The sequence below is a fragment of the Myxococcus hansupus genome, from assembly GCF_000280925.3.
Taxonomy (GTDB): domain Bacteria; phylum Myxococcota; class Myxococcia; order Myxococcales; family Myxococcaceae; genus Myxococcus; species Myxococcus hansupus.
Window position 1 is genome coordinate 2,172,025 of the sequence record NZ_CP012109.1, and the last position, 21,833, is coordinate 2,193,857.

A 21,833-nucleotide genomic window follows, 5' to 3' on the forward strand; every position below is an offset into this window, starting at 1 on the left:
TGTCAGGACAGGGGGCTTGGGTGGACGGCACAGGTGGGGACCGCACCCACCTGGTTGGGCCGTGACGCGCTGCGCTAGGTCTGGCCAGAAACATTGAGGCGCTCGGCGGTTGTTGTCCCCGCGAGGATTCCACCAAGATTCAAGGTCCTTGGGGACGCTTACGCTCAGCGCTTCACCGCTCCTCTGGGAGCAGTTCCTCGTCGGCGCGCTCGACGGGGAGGCGGGGTTGCGTCCGGAGCTGCGGTCCATCCTCCCTCGCTGGCAGCGTTCCCGGACGCTGGGCGCCCCGAGCACCGGGCAGCCGGACGAAGGCCCCAGCGTGGGGAGTCTGGCGCTGGTGGAGCGCCGCGCGCGGCTGGAGCCCGTGTGGCACGAGCTGGGCGGGATGATGGAGATGCTCTCCGCGGCCCCCCTGTCCGCGGGCCGGGTGGCGGTGCTCGCGGACCGGGAAGGCGTCATCCTGGCGACCCGCAGCTCGGGTGGGGATTTCACGTCCCACGCGGACTACGTGCGTCTGGTGGAGGGCGCCTGCTGGGACGAGACGTCGCGCGGGACGAATGCCATTGGGACGGCGCTGGCGGAGGCCTCGGCGGTCGCGGTGGTGGGCCCGGCGCACTACGCGCAGCGGCACCATGGGCTCGTCTGTTACGCGGCGCCGGTCCACGACCCGTTCGGTGAGCTGGTGGCCGTGCTGGACGTCACGGGCCCGGCGGGGGCGGCCGACCCATTGGTGCTGGTGGCGGTGGCGAGCGTGGCCCAGGCGGCGGAGTCCCGGCTGCGCGAAGTGGCGTGGGCCCGGGTGGCCGCGGCGGCGCGTGGCGGGTTGGAGTCGCGGCTGGCGCGTGAGGACGGCCCGGTGTTCATCGTCGAGTCGCCGGGGCAGGTGAGCCGGTTCAATGCCACCGCGCGGGTGTTGCTCGGTGGCCGGAGCGCCGTGTCAGTGGAGGCGGCGCTCGGGGTTTCGTGGCGGGCGCTGGCGGACGCGGCGCTGCGAGGGGCAGCCCTGGAGACGCGTGTCCTGTCGGCGGGGCCGACCTGGCGCGTCCACGCGGAGGCGGTGGGCACGGGCGGCGCGGCGCTCGCGGTGCTGGTTCGGTTGGAGCCGCTGGGCGCCAGGGTTTCTCAGGGGACCGCGGGGGCTGCGATTTCCGTCGGCGCGTTGGTGGAGCGTGGGGAGGATACGCTTGGCGCGGCTGCTTCGCAGCGTCCTCCGTACGACGCGCTCGGCGCAGGTGCTCCGTCGCCTTTGCTGCATGACGCGCTCGGCGTAGGTGGTCCGTCGCCTTCGCTGACTGAATCGCTCGGCGCGGCTGCTTCGCAGCGGCCACCGCGTCAGGGCGAAGGTCCATGGGCGCCGCTCCAACAGGGGCGCGAGGCGCCGCATCGAAAGACTCCCTCGTTGATCGGACCCTGGGCCTCGCTTGTCCCGGGCCGCGACGTTGCACACGGTTCTTCATCGAGCGGCCCGGGTCGTGCGCCCACCCAAGGTCACGACGCGCGCTCCCGCTCCACGCCGCTATCGGAAGCGCCGTGGCGAGCGCTCACGGGCAACGACGCGCAGCACCGCGCCACGCTGCGAGAAGCGGAGCGCTTCTCTCCCACGAGCCTGCCCGTGCTGCTGTTGTCGGAGACGGGCACTGGCAAGGAGTTGCTCGCTCGCGCCATTCACGCTGCCAGCACCGTCGCCACGGGCCCGTTCGTCGCGGTGAACTGCGGCGCGCTGTCTCCGGCGCTGCTGGAGAGTGAGCTGTTCGGTCATGCCCCCGGCGCCTTCACCGGGGCGCGGATGGGCGGCGCGGATGGGAAGCTCGCGGCGGCGGATGGCGGGACGCTCTTCCTGGACGAACTGGCGGAGATGCCGCCCGCGCTCCAGGTCCTTCTGCTGCGCGTCTTGGAGGACGGCAGCTACTCGCGCGTGGGCGAGTCCCGCGTGCGCCGCAGTCGCTTCCGTTTGGTGGGGGCCACCTGCCGGGACCTCGATGCCGCCGTGCGCAGCGGCGCCTTCCGTTCCGACCTCTACTTCCGGCTCCAGGGTGCCGTGCTGCGGCTGCCACCGCTGCGTGAGCGCACCGACCTTCCAGAGCTCGCCCAGGCACTGCTGGCCCGACTGGCGGAAGAAGAAGGACTGCCGCCGCCCGTCCTCACCGCCACCGCGCTGGCCCGCCTCGCCACGCATCGCTGGCCCGGCAACGTGCGCGAACTGAAGACCGTGCTGCGACTCTCCCTGATTCGCGCTGGCGGAGCGCCGCTGCTGGACGCGGACGCGCTCCCGCCGAACCTCGGCACTGTCTCCATGACCTCGCCGCACGTCGCGGCGTCGCGAGCCCCGGGCGCGCTGTTCCCTCTGGAAGGAACGCCCTCCATCCCACGGGGCGAGAGCGGACCGACTGCCCGTCCGCTCCGTGAGCTGGAAGCGCACGCCATCCAGGAAGCCCTGGCGCTCAGTGGTGGCAACGTGGCGCAGGCCGCCCGCCGGCTGGGCATCGCCCGGAGCACGCTCTACCGGATGGCGGAGCGCTTCGGGCTCGTGCTGCCCTCGCGTGGTTGAACCGTTCACTCCCTGACGGTGTCCGCGTTGCGACGGACGTGTCGCGCCCTGCACCACCCGGGTTCGGACACGTGTCGCAGAGCGCGACACGACGCGCCGCGCCGTCGACGGAAGCGGGCCGTGGCACGCGTGCTGCTGTGGAGGTGCCGAGTCCACATCGCAAGCACCCCACTCACCGAAGGAGAGCGCAGTGATCTACGCCGCCCCCAATCAGTCCGGCTCCAAGGTCCAGTTCAAGCCCCGGTATCAGAACTTCATCGGAGGACGCTGGGTCGAGCCCGCGCGCGGGCAGTACTTCGAGAACATCAGCCCCGTGACGGGCAAGCCCTTCTGTGAAGTGGCGCGCTCCACGGCCGAGGACATCGAGAAGGCGTTGGATGCGGCCCACGCGGCGCGGCTGTCGTGGGGACGCACCTCGCCCACCGTCCGGGCGAACATCCTCAACAAGATCGCCGACCGGATGGAGCAGAACCTGGAGATGCTCGCCGTCGCGGAGACGTGGGACAACGGCAAGCCCGTGCGCGAGACGCTCGCCGCGGACGTCCCGCTGGCCATCGACCACTTCCGTTACTTCGCCGGCTGCATCCGCGCGCAGGAAGGCGGCGTGAGCGAGCTGGACCACGACACTGTCGCGTACCACTTCCACGAGCCGCTCGGCGTCGTGGGGCAGATCATCCCCTGGAACTTCCCACTGCTGATGGCGGCGTGGAAGCTGGCGCCAGCGCTGGCCGCGGGCAACTGCGTGGTTCTCAAGCCCGCGGAGCAGACGCCCGCGAGCATCCTGCTGTGGACCGAGCTCATCCAGGACCTGCTGCCGGAGGGCGTGCTCAACGTCGTCAACGGCTTCGGCGTCGAGGCGGGCAAGCCGCTGGCCAGCAGCCCTCGCATCGCGAAGGTGGCCTTCACCGGTGAGACGAGCACGGGCCGGCTCATCATGCAGTACGCCAGTGAGAACCTCATCCCCGTCACGCTGGAGCTGGGCGGCAAGAGCCCCAACATCTTCTTCGAAGACATCATGGCGCAGGACGACGACTTCCTGGACAAGTCGTTGGAGGGCTTCGCCATGTTCGCCCTCAACCAGGGCGAGGTCTGCACCTGCCCCTCGCGCTCCCTCATCAGCGAGCGCATCTACGGCCAGTTCATCGAGCGCGCGCTGGAGCGCGTCCGCAAGGTGAAGCCGGGCAACCCGCTGGACACTGACACCAAGGTCGGCGCGCAGGCGTCCAACGACCAGCTCGAGAAGATCCTCAGCTACATCGACATCGGCAAGAAGGAGGGCGCCAAGGTCCTCATCGGCGGTGAGCGTGTGGAGCTCGCCGGCGACTTGAAGGGCGGCTACTACGTGGCGCCCACGGTGTTCCAGGGCCACAACCGGATGCGCGTCTTCCAGGAGGAGATCTTCGGTCCCGTGGTGAGCGTGGCGACGTTCAAGGACTTCGACGACGCCATTCGCCAGGCCAACGACACGCTGTATGGCCTGGGCGCCGGGGTGTGGACGCGAGACGGCAACACCGCCTACCGGGCGGGGCGCTCCATCGAGGCGGGCCGCGTGTGGACCAACTGCTACCACCTCTATCCCGCGCACGCGGCGTTCGGCGGCTACAAGCAGTCGGGCATCGGGCGTGAGAACCACCGGAAGATGCTGGACCACTACCAGCAGACGAAGAACCTGCTCGTCAGCTACAGCCCCAAGGCCATGGGCTTCTTCTGATGAGCGGCGCCGGTGCCGGCTCCGGCACGGGCGGGCAGGCCGAGACGGCGGGGGTGGCCCGGGTGGACGTGACGCCCGAAGCCGCCGCCGTCATCCGCCAGCTCCGCGCCACGCACGGACCGCTGATGTTCCATCAGTCGGGTGGCTGCTGCGACGGCAGCGCGCCCATGTGCTACCCGGTGGGGGAGTTCCGCGTGGGCCAGCGGGACGTCTTCCTCGGCGACGTGGAGGGCTGCCCCGTCTACATCGGCGGTGCGCAGTTCGAGCTTTGGCAGCACACGCACCTCACCCTGGACGTGGTGAAGGGGCGGGGCGCGGGCTTCAGCCTGGAGTCGCCGCTGGGCGTGCGCTTCCTCACCCGCAGCCGCATCTTCACGGATGACGAATACGCACGCATGAAGAACGCACCGCCACCCCGGCGCGGACCTCCGGAGTAGCGAGCGACAGACGGGCCCGGCATGCCAGACGGCGCGCCGGGCCCGGTGTGTTTCACGCGGCCGTGCCTGACATTGACGCGTCCCGGCACAGTCAGTAGCCTCACCCTCAATGCGTTCTACGTGCGACCGGTTCCTGACCACCGCCTGCGGCCTCTGTTGCCGCGGCGAGTGTTGTTAGTCGAGCCGCCGCCCGCCTGAAGCCAGCACCCGAGCACTGACGCCCGCCTGAGTCGCGGTGCGCACGTCCTTGTCCGTTGCCGTCCGGAGTCCCTTCATGACGATTCACCGACTCGAGTCGCACGCCGACTTCGTGCGCGTCCACTTCCATCCCGGCTCGGGCCCGCGTCACGCGGACTTCCACTGGTTCTGGCTCCGCCACAACTCGGAGCTGGACCGGCACCCGCTGACCCACGAGCGCATCGTCTGTTCCTCCGAGCTCCCCTTCGAGCTGCGCCCCAGGGACGTGCGTGTCACCTCGGACGCGACGGCCTTGGAGGTCGACTGGGGAGACCGCGCGGACGGGCAGGTGAGCCGTTACGACAGCCAGTGGCTCCAGACGCATGCCTATGCGATGGGACGCAGCCCGGCTCCGGCGCCGCCTTCCGATGTCTCCGCGCTGGCCGTCGACCCGAAGCGCCTCGACGGGCCGCTGGGTCGCGCGGTGCTGCAAAGGCTCCAGGACACGGGCGCCGCCGTGGTGCGTGGCTTTGGCAATGACACGGAGGCGCTCATCGAGGCCTTCGGCCGCGAAGGTCTCTCCGTCATCGAGACGCACTTCGGCCGTATCGAGGACTTGCGCACCGACAACACCACGAACCTCCACACGGACCAGTTGGGGTACACGGACAGCGCCGTGCAGCTCCACACGGACCAGCCCTTCCTGGAGCGGCCGCCGCGCTACCAGTTGCTGCACTGCCAACGGCCCGCGGAGGTGGGCGGCGAGAACAGCGTGGTGGATGGGCTCGCCGCCGCGCTGCATCTGGCGGACGTGGACTCGCACGCGTTCGACCTGCTGCGCACGGTGCCGGTGACGTTCCATCGCAAGCAGCGGGACTTCGAGAGGGTGCTCACCGCTCCACTGCTGGACTTCGCCGCGCCAGGGGGCTTTCGCATCCGCTACAGCTACTTCACGCTGGCACCGCACCGCGTGCCCTTCGCGGAGATGGAGGCGTGGTACCGCGCCTACAACCGCTTCGCGAAGCTGGTGCGCGACGAGCATCACCAGTACCGCTTCCGGCTCGGAGAGGGGGACCTCCTCGTCTACGACAACTGGCGGATGCTGCATGCGCGGACCGCATTCTCGGGGGCGCGGTGGTTGAGAGGGGTGTACTTCGACGCGGAGTAGGCGACTCTCTCTTCCCGGGCCGCTCCAGGCCCCATCACAGGAGCCATGATGCCGAAGACGCCCCGTCTGACCTCTCAGGGAATGAGCCACCAGGACGTGCTCGCGAAGATGCGCGAGCTGCGCGCGGATGACGCGAACTGGAGGGAAGGGCGGACGTGGAGTCTTGTCTATAACGCGGGCGAGGACATCCGCCGGTTGCTCGCGGAGGCCTATACGGAGTTCATGTCGGAGAACGGCCTGAGCCCGCTGGCCTTCCCCAGCCTGCGCACCTTCGAGTCCGAGGTGCTCGCCATCGCCGCGGAGCTGTTCCAGGGCGAGACGGCCGCGGGCACGATGACGTCGGGTGGCACCGAGTCCATCCTCATGGCCGTGAAGACGGCCCGTGACTTCGCGCGCGCGGAGAAGGGCATCACCGCGCCGGAGATGGTGCTCCCGGCCTCTGTCCACCCGGCCTTCCAGAAGGCCGCGCACTACTTCGACGTGAAGCCCATCAATGTCCCGCTCGCGGCGGACTTCCGCGCGGACGTGGCCGCCATGCGCGCGGCGGTGGGCCCGAACACCGTGCTCGTGGTGGGTTCGGCGCCCGCGTATCCGCACGGCGTGGTGGACCCCATCACCGAGCTGGCCGCCATGGCACAGGAGAAGGGAGTCCTCTTCCACGTGGACGCCTGTCTCGGCGGCTTCCTGTTGCCCTTTGCCCGCAAGCTCGGCCACGACGTGCCCCCGTTCGACTTCGCCGTGCCGGGCGTCACCAGCATGTCCGCGGACCTTCACAAGTATGGCTATGCGGCCAAGGGCGCGTCGTTGGTGCTCTACCGGTCGGCGGAGCTGCGCCGGTATCAGTTCTTCACCTATGCGGACTGGTGCGGCGGCATCTATGCGTCGCCGTCCATGGCGGGCACGCGGCCGGGTGGGGCCATCGCCGCCGCGTGGGCCATCCTCAAGTACCTGGGCGAGGAGGGCTACCTGAAGCTCGCGGGCACGGTGCTGGACACCGCGCGCACGCTGCGCGAGGGCATCGCCGCCGTTCCGGGCCTGAAGCTGCTGGGCGAGCCGAAGCTCAGCGTCTTCGCCTTCTCCTCCGACACGTTGGACATCTACGCGTTGGGCGACGCGATGGAAGCCCGGGGCTGGAAGCTGGACCGGCAGATGGGGCCCCCGGCGTTGCACCTGATGGTGACGCCCGCGCACGCGAAGGTGGCCGAGCCCTTCCTGGCGGACCTGCGGGAGTGCGCGGCCAGTCTGGCCAGCGGCGCCCCCGCGCCCGAGGGCAGCGCGGCCATGTACGGCATGCTGGGCGCCATGCCGGACCGCCGTGAAGCGGCTGACTTCATCCGCCAGTTCATGGACGCCATCTACGAATGATGACGCTCATCCAGGTCCTGGTCCTGGTGGGCATCCCGGGCCTCACCCTGCTGGCGGCGCGGTACGTGAAGCCCGTGGCCTGGGTGGGGCCGGTGGTGGTGTGCTACGCGGCGGGCATCGTGCTGGCGAACCTGCCCGGCGTGCCCTTTGTCCCGGGGGTGAGCCTCTCGGTGAGCGAGGCCGCCGTGCCGCTGGCCATTCCGCTGCTGCTCTTCACCACGGACGTGCCCCGGTGGATGCGGCTGGCGCGCTCCACGCTGCTGTCCTTCGTGCTGGCCTGCGTCTCCGCCATGGTGAGCGCGGTGGTGGTGGGCTACGCCGTCGCGGAGCACTCGGACGAGTGGTGGAAGATGGCGGGCATGTTGACGGGCGTCTTCACGGGCGGCACCGCCAACATGAACGCGGTGGGCCTGGCGCTGGGCGTGCGCGAGGAGACCTTCGTGCTCCTCAACACGGCGGACATCGTCGTGGGCGCGGTGTACCTGCTCTTCCTGGTGACGGTGGCGCAGCGGCTGGCGCTCCTCTTCCTGCCGCGCTTCCAGAACACGGCGGGCTGGGATGAGCACGGCACGCCGGGGGAGGGCACCACGCTCCGGCCCACCTGGGCCCAGGTGCGAGGCGGCGCCCTGGCCTTGCTGTTGGCCGTGTCCATCGCGGGCCTGTCCGCGGGCGCCTCGGTAGGGCTTCTGGGTCGGCTGGATGTGACGCTGGTACTGCTGCTCATCACCACATTGGCGCTGGCGGCCTCGTTCCAGCCGGCGGTCCGCGGGTTGCCGGGCAGCTACGCGCTGGGGGACTATGCGCTGCTCGTCTTCTGCGTGGCGGTGGGCACCCTGGCGGATGCGAGCCGGTTGCAGGCGGCGGGGGTGTTCGTCTTCGCCTTCTGCGCTGCGGTGATGGTGCTGGCCGTGGTGCTCCACTTCGGGCTGGGGGCGCTGTTTCGCATCGACGCGGACACGGTGCTCATCACGTCCACGGCGACCATCTTCGGGCCCGCCTTCATCGGTCCAGTGGCCCGTGCATTGCGCAACCGGGAGCTGATGGTGTCTGGTGTCACCACCGGCATCATGGGGTTCGCGCTGGGAACCTACCTCGGCCTGGCCGTGGCCTGGTTCCTACGTCCCTGAGACGCCCCGGAGACAGGCATGTACGCGATTCGGACAACGTGGGCCGTGGTGCTGGCAGTGCTGTTGGGTGGAGTGACCGCGCGGGCGCAAGAGGGGCTTCCTCCTCCCACGCCCGGGCCCCCGGTGCAGCCGCCGGCCAAGACGGGCTGGCGCATCCAGGGGCTCCCGCTGCTCAACTTCAACAGCGACGAGGGCCTGGGGTATGGCGCGCGGTTGATGCTGGTGGACGCGGGGGATGGAACGCAGGCGCCCTACCGTCACGCCATCATCGCGCAGTTCTTCCAGACGACGCGCGGCAACGCGGTGCACCGGTTCATGTTCGATGCGCCCACGTTCCTCGACTCGCAATGGCGGCTCGGTCTGGACGTGAGCCTGCTCAACGACCGCTTCTCCCCGTACTACGGCGTGGGCGGCGGGGCGGAGTTCAACCAGGACTTCTCGGCGTGTGACGACCGGAGCGCCCTGGAAAACGCCCCGGACGTCTGCCCCGGCAACCCGTCCTTCCGCGGCTTGCGCTACTACAACTTCGAGCAGCGCACGTTGCCCAGCGTGGTGCTGAACGCGCGCCGGCCGGTGAAGGGGCCCTTGCAGGTGGCCATGGGGTACCGCTTCCGCGCGACGCGGGTGGGCACCCGCTACGCCCCGGACGACCTGGGCCAGTCACGGGCCTCGCGGCTGGAGGAGGACGTCCAGGCGGGGCGGCTCAATGACGGCGGTCCCGTGACGGGGACGTTCCGCACGGCGGAGCTGACGGCCGGGCTGTTGTTGGACATGCGGGACAACGAGCCCGCGCCCATTCGCGGCATGTTTCATGAGCTGGCGGTGCGCGGCGCGGCGGGCGCGACGGGCAGCTCGTTCAACTACTGGGGCGCGACGGCGAACTTCCGCTTCTATCACCCGCTGGGGAGCGAGCGGCTGGTGGCCGCGTTGCGCATCATGGGCGACGCGATGGGCGGCGATGTGCCGTTCTTCCTGCTCAGCTCGTTCGGCGGCGTGGAGTGGCGTGACGGGTGGGGCGGCGTCGGTGGCGTCTTCACCGCGCGGGGCATCCTGAAGCACCGGCTCCAGGGCGAGGTGAAGGCCCTGGTCAACGGCGAGGTGCGCTGGCAGTTCCTCTCCGTGATGCCGTGGAAGCAGCGCCTGGACTTCACGGCGGTGGCCTTCCTGGACGCGGGGCGGGCGTGGTCGGACCTGTCCTTCCAGGACAGCGGCATGGGCCGTTATGCCGGCGGCGGCGGACTGCGGGTCGCCTGGGAGAAGAACTTCATCGTCCGCATGGACTACGGCGTCAGCCCCCAGGACGGGACGACGGGCTTCTACCTGGACTTCAACCATCTGTTCTGAGCCGGGGCGCCGGGCTCGGCGGGGCTAGGCCGCTTCGTCGAGCACTTCCAGCGCGTCACGCACGCCGGGCAACGCGGTGAGCAGCTCGAACTCATCGGACTGGAGCAGGGACATGCGGCGGCCGGAGAGCCGCTCCATGAGCAGCTCGATGCGGCACTCGCCCTTCCCACTCGCCCGCCGGAAGATGCGCGCGCGATAGCCCTCGGCGTGGCACGCCAGGATGTCCTTCTGCAGGCTGCGCAGGCGGCGGACCACCTTCAACGCCGCTCGACCCTCGGGGGTGTCGAACGTGTGGAAGTGCCGGTTCCGGGACAGTGGCTGGCTGGGGTCATGGAGCCTCTCCACGAGGCGCCGAACGAATGGGTCCATCGACGAAGGAGGATAACATCCGGTACCCTGCCGCTCAGCGATGCATCGTCTTTTTCGAATCAGACCGTGGACCCTGGCGCTCCTCCCTCTGCTTGCTTGCAAGGAGCCGGAAGTAGCTGCCGCGGAGAATCAAGCCAAACGGGCCCAGGCCGCGTTGACAGAGGCCCGTGGCCATCTGTCCAGCGGCCAGGCCAGTGCCGCGCTTGGCGCACTGCGCAGAGCCGCCACCGCCGCTCCCGACAATCCAGAGCCGCACCTGCTCATGGCGCAGGCGCACCGCATGGCGGGAAACCAGGGGGCGGCCATCCTCGCGCTGAAGCAGGCCGCGTCGATGGCGTCGTCGACAGACCCGACGATTCAGCGCCAGTTGGCCGACATCTACCTTCAGCAGGGCCTCACCAAGGACGCGCTCGCGGCGCTCATCACCATGCGAGACGCGGGCAACCTGCCGGACGCGGACGTCCTCCGGCTGGCCCGGCTCCAGGCGCGCGAGGGGCAGATTGATGCCGCCTTCAAGACGCTGGAGAGCATCCTTCGGGAGAACCCCGACGACGCCGAGGCCAAGTCCGTGGAGGCCGAGGTGCTCTGGCTCAAGGGCGACGAGCTGCTCGCCGCCAACCTCATGGACCGGCTCCTCACGCAGGACCCGTCGCTGGCGTCCGCGCGGCTGCTGCGGGCTCGGTACTTCCTGGTCAGCGGCTTTCCGGACCTGGCCGAGGCCGACCTGAACGCCGTGAAGGGCGAAGAAGGGGAGCGCTCCGACGCCGTGACGCTGCGGGCGCGGGTGCTCCTGGCGCTGAGCCGCCCCCAGGACGCGGAGGAGGCCCTCCGCAAGCTGGTGGACGCCCAGCCGCAGAACGCCGACGCGTTGGCCTGGCTGGCGGAGACGGTGCTGCTTCAGGGCCGGCGGACGGACGCGCAAGCGCTGGTGGATCAGGCGCTCCAGCTCAACCCCCGGCTCGCCCGCGCGCTGTACGTGCGGGGCCGCTCCCTGGAAGAGCAGGGTGACCGCCGCGGCGCCGAGGAGGCCTACCGGTTCGCGCTGTCCGCCGAGCCCCGCTTCGCTCCGGTGCACTCGCGGATGTGGCGCATCCACCTGAAGGCGGACCGCGCCACGGATGCCCAGGAGTCACTGGAGCGGCTGCTCGGCCTGAGCGAGGCCACCCTGGAAGAGAAGGCCCAGCTCGCGGCGCTCTACGCGCGGATGCAGACGAAGGTGACGCAGGGCCTCAAGCTCATCGAAGAGGCCCTGAAGCGGGAGCCGGAGAACGCGGACTACCTCCGCACCCAGAAGACGCTCACCGGACTGTTGCCCAAGCCCAAGAAGAAGCCCTCGGGCCCGGTCATCATCCGCGGCCGCCGTTGACGGCCGCCGGCGCGGGAGCCTCGGGCGCGGGAAGGCCCGGGGCTTCCGCCACCACGCGCTCCAGCGCCTTGAGGCCCTTGCGCTGGCCCACCGCCACCACCGTGAGGTTCTCCCGGTTGAGGTAGCGCCGGGCCACCTCGCGCACGCGGGCGGCGGACTGGGAGTCCACCAGGTCGGCGCGGTGGTTGAAGGACTCGGGCGTGCGGAACAGCTCCGTGCCGCCGAACCACCCGGCCAGCTCGCCCGGCGAGTCCTGGGAGAACTCCAACAGCATGCGGTGCCGGCGCTTGGCGCGGGCCAGCTCCTCGTCGCCCACCAGGTCGTCGCAGAGCGTGGCAATCACGCGGAGGCACTCGGTGACGACCGTCGCCGCCTTCTCCGGGGCGCTGGCCGCCTCAATCTCGAGCAGGCCCGCGTCGTGGTACGCGTCCAGCGACGCACTGACGGAGTAGGCCAGGCCGCGCTTCTCCACGATTTCGAAGGGCAGCCGCGAGGACAGGCCGTCATCCAGCACGCGCCGGATGATTTGCAGCGCGGGGTAGTCCTCGTGCTGCTCGGGGACGCCGCGGAAGTTGAGGCGGAACTCCGTCTGGGATTCGTCGTGGTTGACGAAGTGGAGACGGGGGCCGGGCGGGGTGAGGGGCGGCGGCGCCTCGATGCTGGCCGGGCCCTTCGGGAGCCGGGCGAAGGCGCGCTCGGACATCTCCAGGACCTCGGAGTGCTTCACCCGGCCCGCGGCGGTGACGACGATGTTGCCGGCGACGTAGTGCTGGACGAAGTGCTTCAGAATCTGGTCGTGGGTGAGGTTCGTCACCGACTCCCGCGTCCCGGCGATTTTCAAGGCCAGCGGGTGGCCGGGGAAGAGGATGTGCTTGGACAGGTTGTCCAGGTCGATGTCCCGGCCCTTCTCATCCACCTCGTCGAGCATCTCCTCGAGGATGATCTGCCGCTCCACCTCCATGTCGGTGAGGCGGGGGCGGGTGAGCATGTCGCCGATGATGTCCAGGCCCACGCGCAGGTGCGCGGGGTGGATGGGCGTGTAGTAGTACCCGTGGTCCCGGGTGGTGACGCCGTTCAGGTTGCCGCCGACTTCCTCGACGGCGGCGTTCATCTTCACCGTGTCCGGCCAGCCTTCGCTGCCGCGGAAGAAGAGGTGCTCCAGGTAGTGGCTGACGCCGTTGCTGACCAGCGTCTCGTGGCGGCTGCCCGTCCGGACGTAGACAGCCAGCAGGGCCGTGTGGAGGTGGGGCGTCTCGACGGTCACGACGCGCAGCCCCGAGGGCAGCACGTCCCGGTACGTAGTGAAGCTCATGCGCGAGGAAGCCTTAACACGAAGGCCGTGCCCTGGCCGGGAATACTCTGGCAGGCGAGCGAGCCGCCGTGCGCCTGGAGGATTTGCTGACTCACGGCCAGTCCCAGGCCCGTGCCGCCTTCCTTGGTGGTGAAAAAGGGCTCGAAGAGGTGCCGCCGGACCTCCTCCGTCATGCCCTGTCCTGTATCCTGCACGGTGACCTCCACCGCGTCCTCCAGCGGACGGGTGCCGACGGTGAGCCGGCCCCCGGAGGGCATGGCCTCGCGGCTGTTGCGCAGGAGGTTGAGGAAGACCTGGCGAAGCTGGCCCTCGTCCGCGAGGACGGGAGGAGTGTCCGGTGCGAAATTCCGCACCACGTCCACGCCCGCGCGCTCCAGCTCTTCCCGGGTGAAGTCCAGCACGGTGTCCAGCACGGCGACGACGTCGCGCGGGTCCAGGTCCGGGTTGGGGGGCCGGGCCATGCGCAGGTACTGCTCGGTGACGTCGGCCAGTCGGTCCACTTCCTGGGTGACGGCGGAGATGAGGTCCTTCACCTCGGCGGCGTCCTCGGGGGTGGCGAAGCGGGCGTGCTCCAGGCCGTCCTGGAGCAGCTCCACGTTGAGGCCAATGGAGGACAGGGGGTTGCGCACCTCGTGGACGATTTGCGCGGAGATGCGGCCCACGGCGGCGAGCTGCTCGGCGCGCATGAGGGCCTCGGCCTGGGCCTTGAGCTGGGCCTCGCGGGCCTGGAGCGAGCGCGCCATCTGGTCGAACTCACGGGCGAGCACGGCCACCTCGTCGTCGCCGCGCACGCCCAACTGGGCGTTGTAGTCACCCCGGCCAATGCGGGACACGCCCTTGATGAGGTTGCGCATGGGGCGCAGGGTGCGGGCGGACCAGGCGGTGGCGCCCACGCCCACGGCGATGGCGGCCACGGAGAAGCCGATGATGAACAGGCCGGTGGTGCGCTCGCGCTCCTCGGCGCCGTCCACGCGTTCCCGGATGCGGTTGGAGAGGGCGGCGCGCAGCACGCGAATCTCGCGGCCGATGGAGTTCTCTAACTGCCGCAGCTCGGCGGTGGCTTGGGCGACCCTGTCCCGGTTGGGGATTTCGGCGGACAGGGCTTCATAGACGGCCTCGGCGGCGCGGCCGTAGTCGCGGTAGCGGGCCTGGAGCTCGCCGAAGCGCGTCTCCAGGCCGCGGATGAAGGGCACCTCGCTGTCGGGGGCGGAGTTCAGCACCTCATGGGCCTTGGCCTGGGCGGCGGCGAGCCGCTGGGACATGAGGGGCGGGTTGTAGAGCCGGGCGAGCCGGATGAAGGCGCGGCGGGCCTCGACGCTGCCTTCCTGGAGGAGGCGCTCGGTGTCCTTCTCCTGGGTGGCGTGGAAGGTCTCCAGCTCCGCGGCGTCCTGGGAGAGCTGGAGGTAGCCCTGGCTGACCAGCCGGATTTCGAGCCGGTTGCGGTGCAGCTCCGTCACGCTGAACAGGGACACCAGGCCAAAGGTGCCGAGCACCACGGCGTAGCCCAGGAAGATGCGCGTCGCGAGGGAGAGCTTCACGGGCATTCCTCGCTATGGGGCGGGCCATCCAACCGCAAGTCTCGTCTCCAGGGGGCGCGGACGCCTGCTCGGGGGCCGCCGAGAGGAGGGGATACCTCCGGTGGGCCCAGCGTACTCCAGAGGGGCCCTTTGGACACGGCTCTGCGGCCCCGCCGCCACCGCCTGTCAGGTCGGGCGTGCTTCGGTGGAATGCGGAACCTGTTCAGGACCCGGTCGCGGTGGGACGTCGCCTCGTGAAGGCACGGGCGGGTGCGAGTCTTTGGCGTGCCTTGGCGTCGTGCGAGTTTGAATTGATGGCTTGTCAGGCATTGTTCGCGAATTGCGTAGGGATTGGGCGTTCGCGGGCCGGGGCGGAACGGCGGTGCGCTTCGCTGCACTTTTGGAGTGTTTGTGAAAGGCGCTGGGGCGTTTGTCTTTTGAGTCAAGGGTCCGCTGCCCATGCGTCTATCAACGCGAGCTTGTTCAAAGGAGGAGCATGATGAATCTCAAGAGTTGGGTCGGTGCGGTCGTGACGGTGTTGATGGTGGGCTGCGGGCCGATGGAGGCCGCGTCCGTCGATGAGGGGGCCCAGGTGTCCCCGCTCTCGCAGGAGGAGTTGGCGAAGCTGCAGGCGTCGATTCCGGTGCCTGACGCGGAGATGCTCCAGTCGCTGCGGGCGGCGTGCGGCACCCCGCTGGAAGGCGCCTGTGTCGCCGCCGGGTACGGTGCGTGTACGGGCTGGTCGGCTGTCGTGGACTGCGGCGCCATCAGCGCGTGCGACCCCGACGACATCACCTGCAAGCAGCGCGTCTGCAACCCCGAGCGTCCGAACGACTGCGAGTGGTACACGCGCGGCACGCAGTACCAGGCCAGCAACCAGTACCGCGTCTGCTCCAACACGCTGGGCCAGTCGTGCACGGAGTACCGCCAGACCAGCCGCTTCATCTGCGGCTGCGGCGGCAACGGCATCCCGTTCTGAGCGCGCCGTCCTCGTCCCTGAAAATCACTCGGCCCGGCTCCTCGCATGAGGGGCCGGGCCGTTTTCATTCATCCGCTGAGCGACGTCCTCAGTGGGACGCGGCGGGCGCGGGCACCACTTCGTCCTCGCCCGTGGACCGCTTCGCGTCACCGCGCAGCTTCTGCATCAGCACGTAGAGCCCGGGGATGAACACGAAGTTCACCACCGTGGACACCAGCATGCCGCCGAACACCGCGGTGCCCAGCGAGTTGCGCGAGGCCGCGCCAGCGCCCGACGCCGTCATCAGGGGCACCACGCCCAGGAGGAAGGCGATGGACGTCATCAGGATGGGGCGCAGGCGGACCTCCGCCGCCTCCACCACCGCGTCGACGGCGCTCTTGCCGCCCTCCCGGAGCTGCTCGGCGAACTCCACGATGAGGATGGCGTTCTTGCTGGCGAGACCCACCAGCATGACGAGCCCCACCTGGCAGAACACGTCGTTGGCGAACCCACGCGCCAACTGCAGCCCCAGCGCGCCCATGATGGCCAGGGGCACCGAGAAGATGATGACCAGCGGCAGGCTGAAGCTCTCGTACTGGGCCGCGAGCACCAGGAAGACGAAGAGCAGCCCCAGCGCGAAGATGATGGCCGTCTGACCGCCGCTCTCCTTCTGCTCCAGGCTGATGCCCGTCCACTCCGCGCTCATGCCCTGGGGCAGGTGCTGGCTGGCCAGCGCCTCCATGGCCTCCAGCGCCTGGCCGGAGGACACGTCCGGCGCCGGCTGGCCGTTGATTTCCGCCGCGCGGAACAGGTTGTAGTGGCGGATGACCTGGGCGGAGACGGTGGGCTCCACCTTCACCAGCGACTCCAGCGGAATCATGTCCCCGGTGTCGCTGCGCACGTAGAAGGCGCCGATGTCCGACGGGCTGTCGCGGAACTGCTGCTCGGCCTGCACGTACACGCGGTAGGTGCGGTTGGCGTAGTTGAAGTCGTTGACGTACTGGCTGCCCATGTAGACCTGCATGGTGCCGAACACCTGTTCAATCGGGATGCCGAGCGCCTTGGCCTTCTGCCGGTCCACTTCCACGTCGAGCAGCGGCGTGTCCGCGTTGAAGGTGGTGAAGACGCCGCGAAGCTGCCCGTCCTCGTTGCCCTTGGCCACCAGCATCTGGGTGGCGGCGGCCAGGTCGTCCAGCGACTTGGTCCCGTCGATGTCCTCGACGATGTACTGGAAGCCGCCCACGCTGCCGACGCCGCGGATGGCGGGGGGCTGGAAGGGCAGCACTCGCGCGCCGCCAATGCCACTCAGCGGGGCGCGCAGCCGCTCCACCAGCGCGGCCACGGACTGGCCCTTGCCCGTGCGCTCCTCCCAGGGCTTCAGGGACGAGAAGATGGTGGCCATGTTGGGGCCGCTGCCCTGCATGGAGAAGCCGCCGATGGCGAACATGGCGCGCACCTCCGGCTGTGCCTGGAGGATGGCCTCCGCCTCCGCCAGAACCTTCTCCGTCTGGGCCAGCGACATGCCCTCGGGGCCCTGGATGGAGATGATGATGTAGCCCTGGTCTTCATCGGGGATGAAGCCCGTGGGGGCGGCACGGAAGAGCATCACCGTTCCGCCGATGCACATCAGGAAGGCGAGCAGGACCAGGGCCGGGTATTTCAGCATCCGGCGCAGGCCCCGGCCATAGAGGGACTTCGTCCCGTCCAGGACCTTGTCCACCCAGCGGAAGAAGATCCACTTCTCGCCCGCGTGGTGCTTCAGCAGCTTCGCGCTGAGCGCGGGGGTGAGCGTGAGGGCGCAGAAGGTGGACAGCGCCACGGAGGCGGCGATGGTCAGCGCGAACTGGCGGTAGATGGCGCCGGTGGTGCCCGGGAAGAGCGCCACCGGGACGAACACCGCCACCAGCACGACGGAGATGGCGATGACGGCGCCCGTCACTTCCTTCATGCCCTCGCGCGCGGCCTTCGCGGGGGAGAGGTGCCGCTCCACCATCAACCGTTCGATGTTCTCGATGACGACGATGGCGTCGTCCACCACCAGACCCGTGGCCAGCGTGAGGCCGAAGAGGGTGAGGGTGTTGATGGAGAAGCCCATCAAGTAGACGAAGGCGAAGGTGCCCACCAGCGAGACGGGGAGGGTGAAGGCGGTGATGAGCACGCTGCGCCAGCCGTGCAGGAACACGAAGATGACGAGGATGACGAGGATGACGGCTTCCACCAGCGTCTGGACGACCTCGTTGATGGAGGCGCGGACGGCCAGCGTGGTGTCGGTGCCCGTCTCGAACCGCATGCCGGGGGGGAACTGCTTCGACAGCCGCTCGAGCTCGGAGTACACGCCGTCGCGCACGTCCAGGGCGTTGGCGGTGGGGAGCTGGAAGATGCCCAGGCCCACGCCTGTCTTGCCGTTGAAGCGCAGGACGGTGCCGTAGTTCTCCGCGCCCAGCTCCACGCGGCCCACGTCCTTCACCCGGACGCTGGTGCCGTCCGTGGCCCGCAGCAGGACGATGTCGCCAAACTCCTCTGGCTCCACCAGCCGGCCCCGGGCCCGCACGGCAATCTGGTAGGGCTGGTCATCGGTGGAGGGCGGCTGGCCGACCTGTCCCGCGGCCACCTGGAGGTTCTGCTCCTGGAGCGCGCGCGTCACGTCCTGGGGCGTGAGCTTGCGGCGCGCCAGCTCCGTGGGATCCAGCCACAGGCGCATGGAGAATTTGCGCTCGCCGAAGATGCGCACGTCGCCCACGCCGGGCACGCGCTTGATGGCGTCCTTCAGGCTCACGTCGGCGTAGTTGCTGAGGAACTTGGCGTCGTAGCGGTTGTCCGGGCTGAACAGACCCACCGTCAGCAGCATCTGGTTGGAGGCCTTGTTGACGACGATGCCCGTCTGGTTCACCTGCGAGGGCAGGCGCGCCGCGGCGCGGCTGACGCGGTTCTGCACGTCGACGGCGGCCACCTCGATGTCGCGCGTGGCGTCGAAGGTGATGGTGATTTGGCTGGTGCCGTCGTTGCTGCTGGTGGAGGTGATGTAGCGCATGCCCTCCACGCCGTTGAGCTCCTGCTCCAACGGGATGGTGACGGCGCTCTCCACCACCTCGGCGCTCGCGCCCACGTAGGTGCTCGTCACGGTGACTTGTGGCGGCGCCAGGTCCGGGTACTGCGAGATGGGCAGCGTGGGGATGGCAATCAGGCCCACCAGCGTCAGCAAGATGGAGCAGACGATGGCGAAGACGGGCCTACGGATGAAGAAGTCGACGAACATGGTGCTGTATCCGGCCCTTCGTTCAGCGGCTCCCGCCGACAGTGCCGCCGCCATTGCCAGAGGCCCGGGGCGGGCCACTGCCAGTCGGCGCGGAGGGGACGTTGGACTGCTTGGGCGTCACGGCGGTGCCATCGCGCAGGGCCTGAAGCGAGGACACGGCGACCTGGTCACCGGACTGCAGCCCCTTCTCCACCACGTAGGCCATCTCTCCCAGCGCGCCCAGGGTGATGGGGCGGCGCTCCACCACCGTCTTCCCATCCTTCGCCTGGACCACCATCGCGAAGGGCTGGCCGCTCTGACGAATCACGGCGAGCGCGGGAATCTGCAGCGCGTCCCGGGCCGAGTAGACGAGCCGCGAGCGCACCAGCTCACTGGGCCGCAGCCCCACGGTGTTGCGGAAGGCCGCCTTCACCTCCACCAACTGCGTGCGCGGGTCCGCCTGGGGCGCGACATAGAAGACGTTGCTGGTGAGAATCACCTTGCCCGCGCCGTCGAGGATTTCGAGCGCGGTGTCCGGCTTCATCGACCGGGCCCGCGTCGACGGCACGGACACGCTCACCTCGAGCACGTCCGCCTGGGCCACGCTGGTCAGCGGCGTCGCCAGGCCCACGTAGTCGCCCAGCCGCACCAGCACGTCGCCCACGGTGCCGGCGAAGGGCGCGCGCACCAGGTGGTACTGCAACTGCACCTGACGCTGCGTCACCTGCGCGGCGGACGAACGCGCCGCAGCCTGCGCGGCCTCCACCTGCGCGCGGCCCTGCTCCAGCTCCTGGGCGCTCGCGAGGCCTTCCTTGTACAGCGCCTCGGTGCGCTCCAGCGTGCGGCGCGCGAGCTGCAAGTTCACCTGGGTGGAGCTGAGCTGCGCCTGCGCGCTGTCGAGCGCGGCGGTGCCTTCACGCGAGTCCACCTCGAGGAGCGGCGCTCCCTGCTCCACCTTGTCACCGGGGCGCACGTGAATCTTGCGCACGTAGCCCACCACCTGCGGCAGCACGCTGACGCTCTGCCGCGACAGCAGTGAACCCAGGTACTCGCCGGTGTCCCGCACCTCGCGGGGCGTGAGCGTCACCACCTCGATTTCGCGCGGCGGCGGCGCCGGCGGGGCGGCCTTCTGCCCCGAACAACCCGCCACCGTCGCCAGCAGGGTGACCCCCCACATCGCCTTCATCGGATTCACCAGTCGCACCGCGCCTCCGTCAGGAATGCGTCCAGGCGCGCCTGGACGAGCTCGAATTCACGCAGCACCAGGTTCAGCTCCGCCTGGCGCAGGGCCGCTCCGCTCTGCACCAGCTCGAGGCTGCTGCCGCGGCCCACTTCAAAGGAACGTCGCGTGAGGCGGTCGGTCCGGTCCGCGAGTTCGCGGGACGCCACCGCCGTCGCCACCAGGGCCTCGGCCACCTCCACGCCGCGCCGGGCCTGGGCCACCTGGATGGACACATTGCGCCGGATGTTCTCCAGCGTCTGCTCCGCCTGGCGCTCCACGCCTTCGCGCTCGCGGATGAGACCGCCGCGCAGACCGCCCTCCCAGATGGGGACGGAGAGCACCGCGGACACGCTCCAGATGGCCACGCGGCCAAAGCCCGGGTCCGTGGTGAGGCCAATGGCGGTGCTCGACAGGCCCAGCGTGGGCAGGTAGCCGGCGGTGGCCTGCTGGCGGCTGTCGCGCGCCGACTCCACCTGCGCGCGCGAGGCCACCAGGTCCGGGCGCTCGCTCACGTCCTTCAAGGGGACGCAGGCCTGCCGCGTCTCCTCGACCAGCCCCTGGAGGTTGAAGTCCCGGGTGACGCCCACCGCGGCGTCGAAGCCCACCGCGAGCCCCAGCGCCTCGCGGCTGCGGCGCAGTTGCTCATCGCCGGCGACGAGCGCGCCACGCGCCACCGCCACGTCCTGCTCCACGCGCACCACGTCGAGCTGGTTGCCCGCGCCCAGTTCATAGGTGCGCTGGGCGAGCGCGAAGCGCTCCAGGGCCTGGCGCAGACCCACGCGGTTGATCTCCGCGGCCCGCTCCGCCGCCACGGTGGAGACCAGCACCTGCGCCAGTCCGCGCGTGAGCAGCCGCCGCGTCTCGGAGAGCGTCGCCACCGCGCTCTTCTCGGCGGCCACGGCGGAGGCGCGGCCACGCCAGGCGCTCACGTCCACCAGGGACTGCGACAGGTTCGCGTTGGCCGTGACGAGCGGCGAGGAGGGGCCGCCGTTTTCGCCCCCACCAATGCCGAACAGGGGCATGCCACCCGCGCCGACGGGCAGGTCGGGGTTGAGGAGGTCCATGCCGACACTGGACGACAGCCGCGCATTGGGGAGCAGCGCGGACAGGGCCTGCCGGGAGCGGCCCGTGGCGCGCTCGACGCCGGCTTCGGCGGACCGGAGGTCGGTGGAGCGCTGTTTGAGGAGGACGAGCGCTTCGTCCCAGGACGTCACCTGCCGTGCGGCGGGGGCGACCGGGGTGAGCATCGCGTCCTCCACCTTCGGCTGGAAGGGGACGGGCGCAGGAATGGACGATGACGGCTCGGCCAGCGTCGACGCCGCGACGAGCGCCATGAGGATGACGGAAGGGGATGCCATACCAGGAGGAAGAGTTGGGTGAACCGCGTGTGGGCTGAAAACTTCCCCCCGTTGCGACGAATCGCGTCGAGTCGATGTAATTGACAACAGTTGTAGTCTGCAACCATCTTTAGGTGAGATGACTGTTCCGGAGCAAATGGCCTCTCTGCGCCGCGCGATTCGCCGCCTCATCACCGAGCGACTGGGCGAGCAGACGGGCAGGCCGTTCATGCAACTGTTGGCCTTGAAGGCGATTTCCGACGGAGTGCGGAGTCAGTCCGCCATCGCGGAGCGCCTCTTCGTGGACGCACCCGCGGTGAGCCGGCTGGTGGCGCGTCTGGAAGAAGATGGGCTGGTGAGCCGAGGCACCAGCGATGACCGCCGGTGTGTGCGCCTGGAGCTGTCCGCCGCGGGGCGGGACGAGCTGGGGCTCCTGGACGACGCGCTCGTGTGGACGGACGAGGAGATTCTCCGTCACATCACGGGCGCGGAGATGGCGGAGTTCAAGCGCATCATGGAGAAGCTCCAGACAGGGCTCATCCAGGCCCGCGGTCCGCTTCCCGTGGACGGCTGCGGCGTCGCCCCCGAATCCTGAAGCGGTGAAACGGCGAAGGGCCCGGCCCTGGAATCTCCAGGAAGC

The 21,833-nt window shown here is 69.7% G+C and carries 16 protein-coding genes; 10 read left to right on the forward strand and 6 right to left on the reverse strand.

The features are described from left to right. Positions 1-148 precede the first annotated feature (148 nt). From A176_RS08940 to omp85, 7 genes are all read left to right on the forward strand, one after another. Entirely contained in the window at positions 149-2,548 is a 2,400-nt protein-coding gene (locus A176_RS08940; RefSeq protein WP_002634189.1) for a sigma-54-dependent Fis family transcriptional regulator, read from the forward strand. Between the two features lie 190 nt (positions 2,549-2,738). Beyond that, a complete protein-coding gene (exaC, locus tag A176_RS08945) occupies positions 2,739-4,259 on the forward strand; it encodes an acetaldehyde dehydrogenase ExaC (RefSeq protein WP_002634190.1) in 1,521 nt (506 codons plus the stop codon). Next, positions 4,259-4,696, forward strand: a complete 438-nt coding sequence (locus A176_RS08950; protein ID WP_002634191.1) for a DUF779 domain-containing protein — start codon at positions 4,259-4,261, stop codon at positions 4,694-4,696. Before exaC ends, A176_RS08950 begins: the two co-directional genes overlap by 1 nt. A 274-nt stretch (positions 4,697-4,970) precedes the next feature. Beyond that, positions 4,971-6,041: a TauD/TfdA family dioxygenase gene (locus A176_RS08955; RefSeq protein ID WP_002634193.1), complete on the forward strand. Its 1,071-nt coding sequence runs from the start codon at positions 4,971-4,973 to the stop codon at positions 6,039-6,041. Positions 6,042-6,086: 45 nt separating this feature from the next. Beyond that, positions 6,087-7,406 carry a pyridoxal phosphate-dependent decarboxylase family protein gene (locus A176_RS08960; protein WP_226994256.1) on the forward strand — a complete coding sequence of 440 codons (1,320 nt, stop codon included), beginning with the start codon at positions 6,087-6,089 and terminating at the stop codon, positions 7,404-7,406. Continuing rightward, positions 7,403-8,533, forward strand: a complete 1,131-nt coding sequence (locus A176_RS08965) for a DUF819 family protein (protein ID WP_002634195.1) — start codon at positions 7,403-7,405, stop codon at positions 8,531-8,533. Before A176_RS08960 ends, A176_RS08965 begins: the two co-directional genes overlap by 4 nt. Positions 8,534-8,551: 18 nt before the next feature. Further along, entirely contained in the window at positions 8,552-9,877 is a 1,326-nt protein-coding gene (omp85, locus tag A176_RS08970; RefSeq protein WP_002634196.1) for an Omp85 family outer membrane protein, read from the forward strand. 24 nt (positions 9,878-9,901) lie between these two features. Here omp85 and A176_RS08975 read toward each other — a convergent pair whose 3' ends face one another. After that, positions 9,902-10,246: a hypothetical protein gene (locus tag A176_RS08975; protein WP_044890624.1), complete on the reverse strand. Its 345-nt coding sequence runs from the start codon at positions 10,244-10,246 to the stop codon at positions 9,902-9,904. Between the two features lie 40 nt (positions 10,247-10,286). Here A176_RS08975 and A176_RS08980 point away from each other — a divergent pair, with 40 nt between their 5' ends. Further along, positions 10,287-11,612, forward strand: coding sequence for a tetratricopeptide repeat protein (locus A176_RS08980; RefSeq protein WP_044890623.1), 1,326 nt, complete (start codon positions 10,287-10,289; stop codon positions 11,610-11,612). Here A176_RS08980 and A176_RS08985 read toward each other — a convergent pair. Then, positions 11,593-12,924 carry a M16 family metallopeptidase gene (locus A176_RS08985; RefSeq protein WP_002634199.1) on the reverse strand — a complete coding sequence of 444 codons (1,332 nt, stop codon included), beginning with the start codon at positions 12,922-12,924 and terminating at the stop codon, positions 11,593-11,595. The two genes, A176_RS08980 and A176_RS08985, sit on opposite strands and share 20 nt — an antisense overlap. Next, a complete protein-coding gene (locus A176_RS08990) occupies positions 12,921-14,468 on the reverse strand; it encodes a sensor histidine kinase (protein ID WP_044890622.1) in 1,548 nt (515 codons plus the stop codon). Before A176_RS08990 ends, A176_RS08985 begins: the two co-directional genes overlap by 4 nt. Before the next feature lie 469 nt (positions 14,469-14,937). On the opposite strand from A176_RS08990, the gene A176_RS08995 reads away from it, so the two are divergent. Then, entirely contained in the window at positions 14,938-15,420 is a 483-nt protein-coding gene (locus A176_RS08995; RefSeq protein WP_044890621.1) for a hypothetical protein, read from the forward strand. Between the two features lie 88 nt (positions 15,421-15,508). Here the strand turns inward: A176_RS08995 and A176_RS09000 are convergent, their stop codons facing one another. The 3 genes from A176_RS09000 to A176_RS09010 are packed head-to-tail and all read right to left on the reverse strand — an operon-like array spanning position 15,509 to position 21,214. Continuing rightward, complete coding sequence (locus A176_RS09000) at positions 15,509-18,655, reverse strand: efflux RND transporter permease subunit (protein ID WP_002634205.1); 3,147 nt, start codon at positions 18,653-18,655, stop codon at positions 15,509-15,511. A gap of 22 nt (positions 18,656-18,677) precedes the next feature. After that, complete coding sequence (locus A176_RS09005; RefSeq protein WP_002634206.1) at positions 18,678-19,838, reverse strand: efflux RND transporter periplasmic adaptor subunit; 1,161 nt, start codon at positions 19,836-19,838, stop codon at positions 18,678-18,680. Then, positions 19,826-21,214 (reverse strand): TolC family protein, encoded by a 1,389-nt coding sequence (locus A176_RS09010; RefSeq protein WP_002634208.1) that lies wholly within the window; start codon positions 21,212-21,214, stop codon positions 19,826-19,828. The genes A176_RS09005 and A176_RS09010 overlap by 13 nt, the downstream gene beginning before the upstream one ends. 136 nt (positions 21,215-21,350) lie before the next feature. Between A176_RS09010 and A176_RS09015 the strand changes: the two genes are divergently transcribed. After that, positions 21,351-21,788, forward strand: a complete 438-nt coding sequence (locus A176_RS09015; protein ID WP_002634210.1) for a MarR family winged helix-turn-helix transcriptional regulator — start codon at positions 21,351-21,353, stop codon at positions 21,786-21,788. Positions 21,789-21,833: the final 45 nt, after the last annotated feature.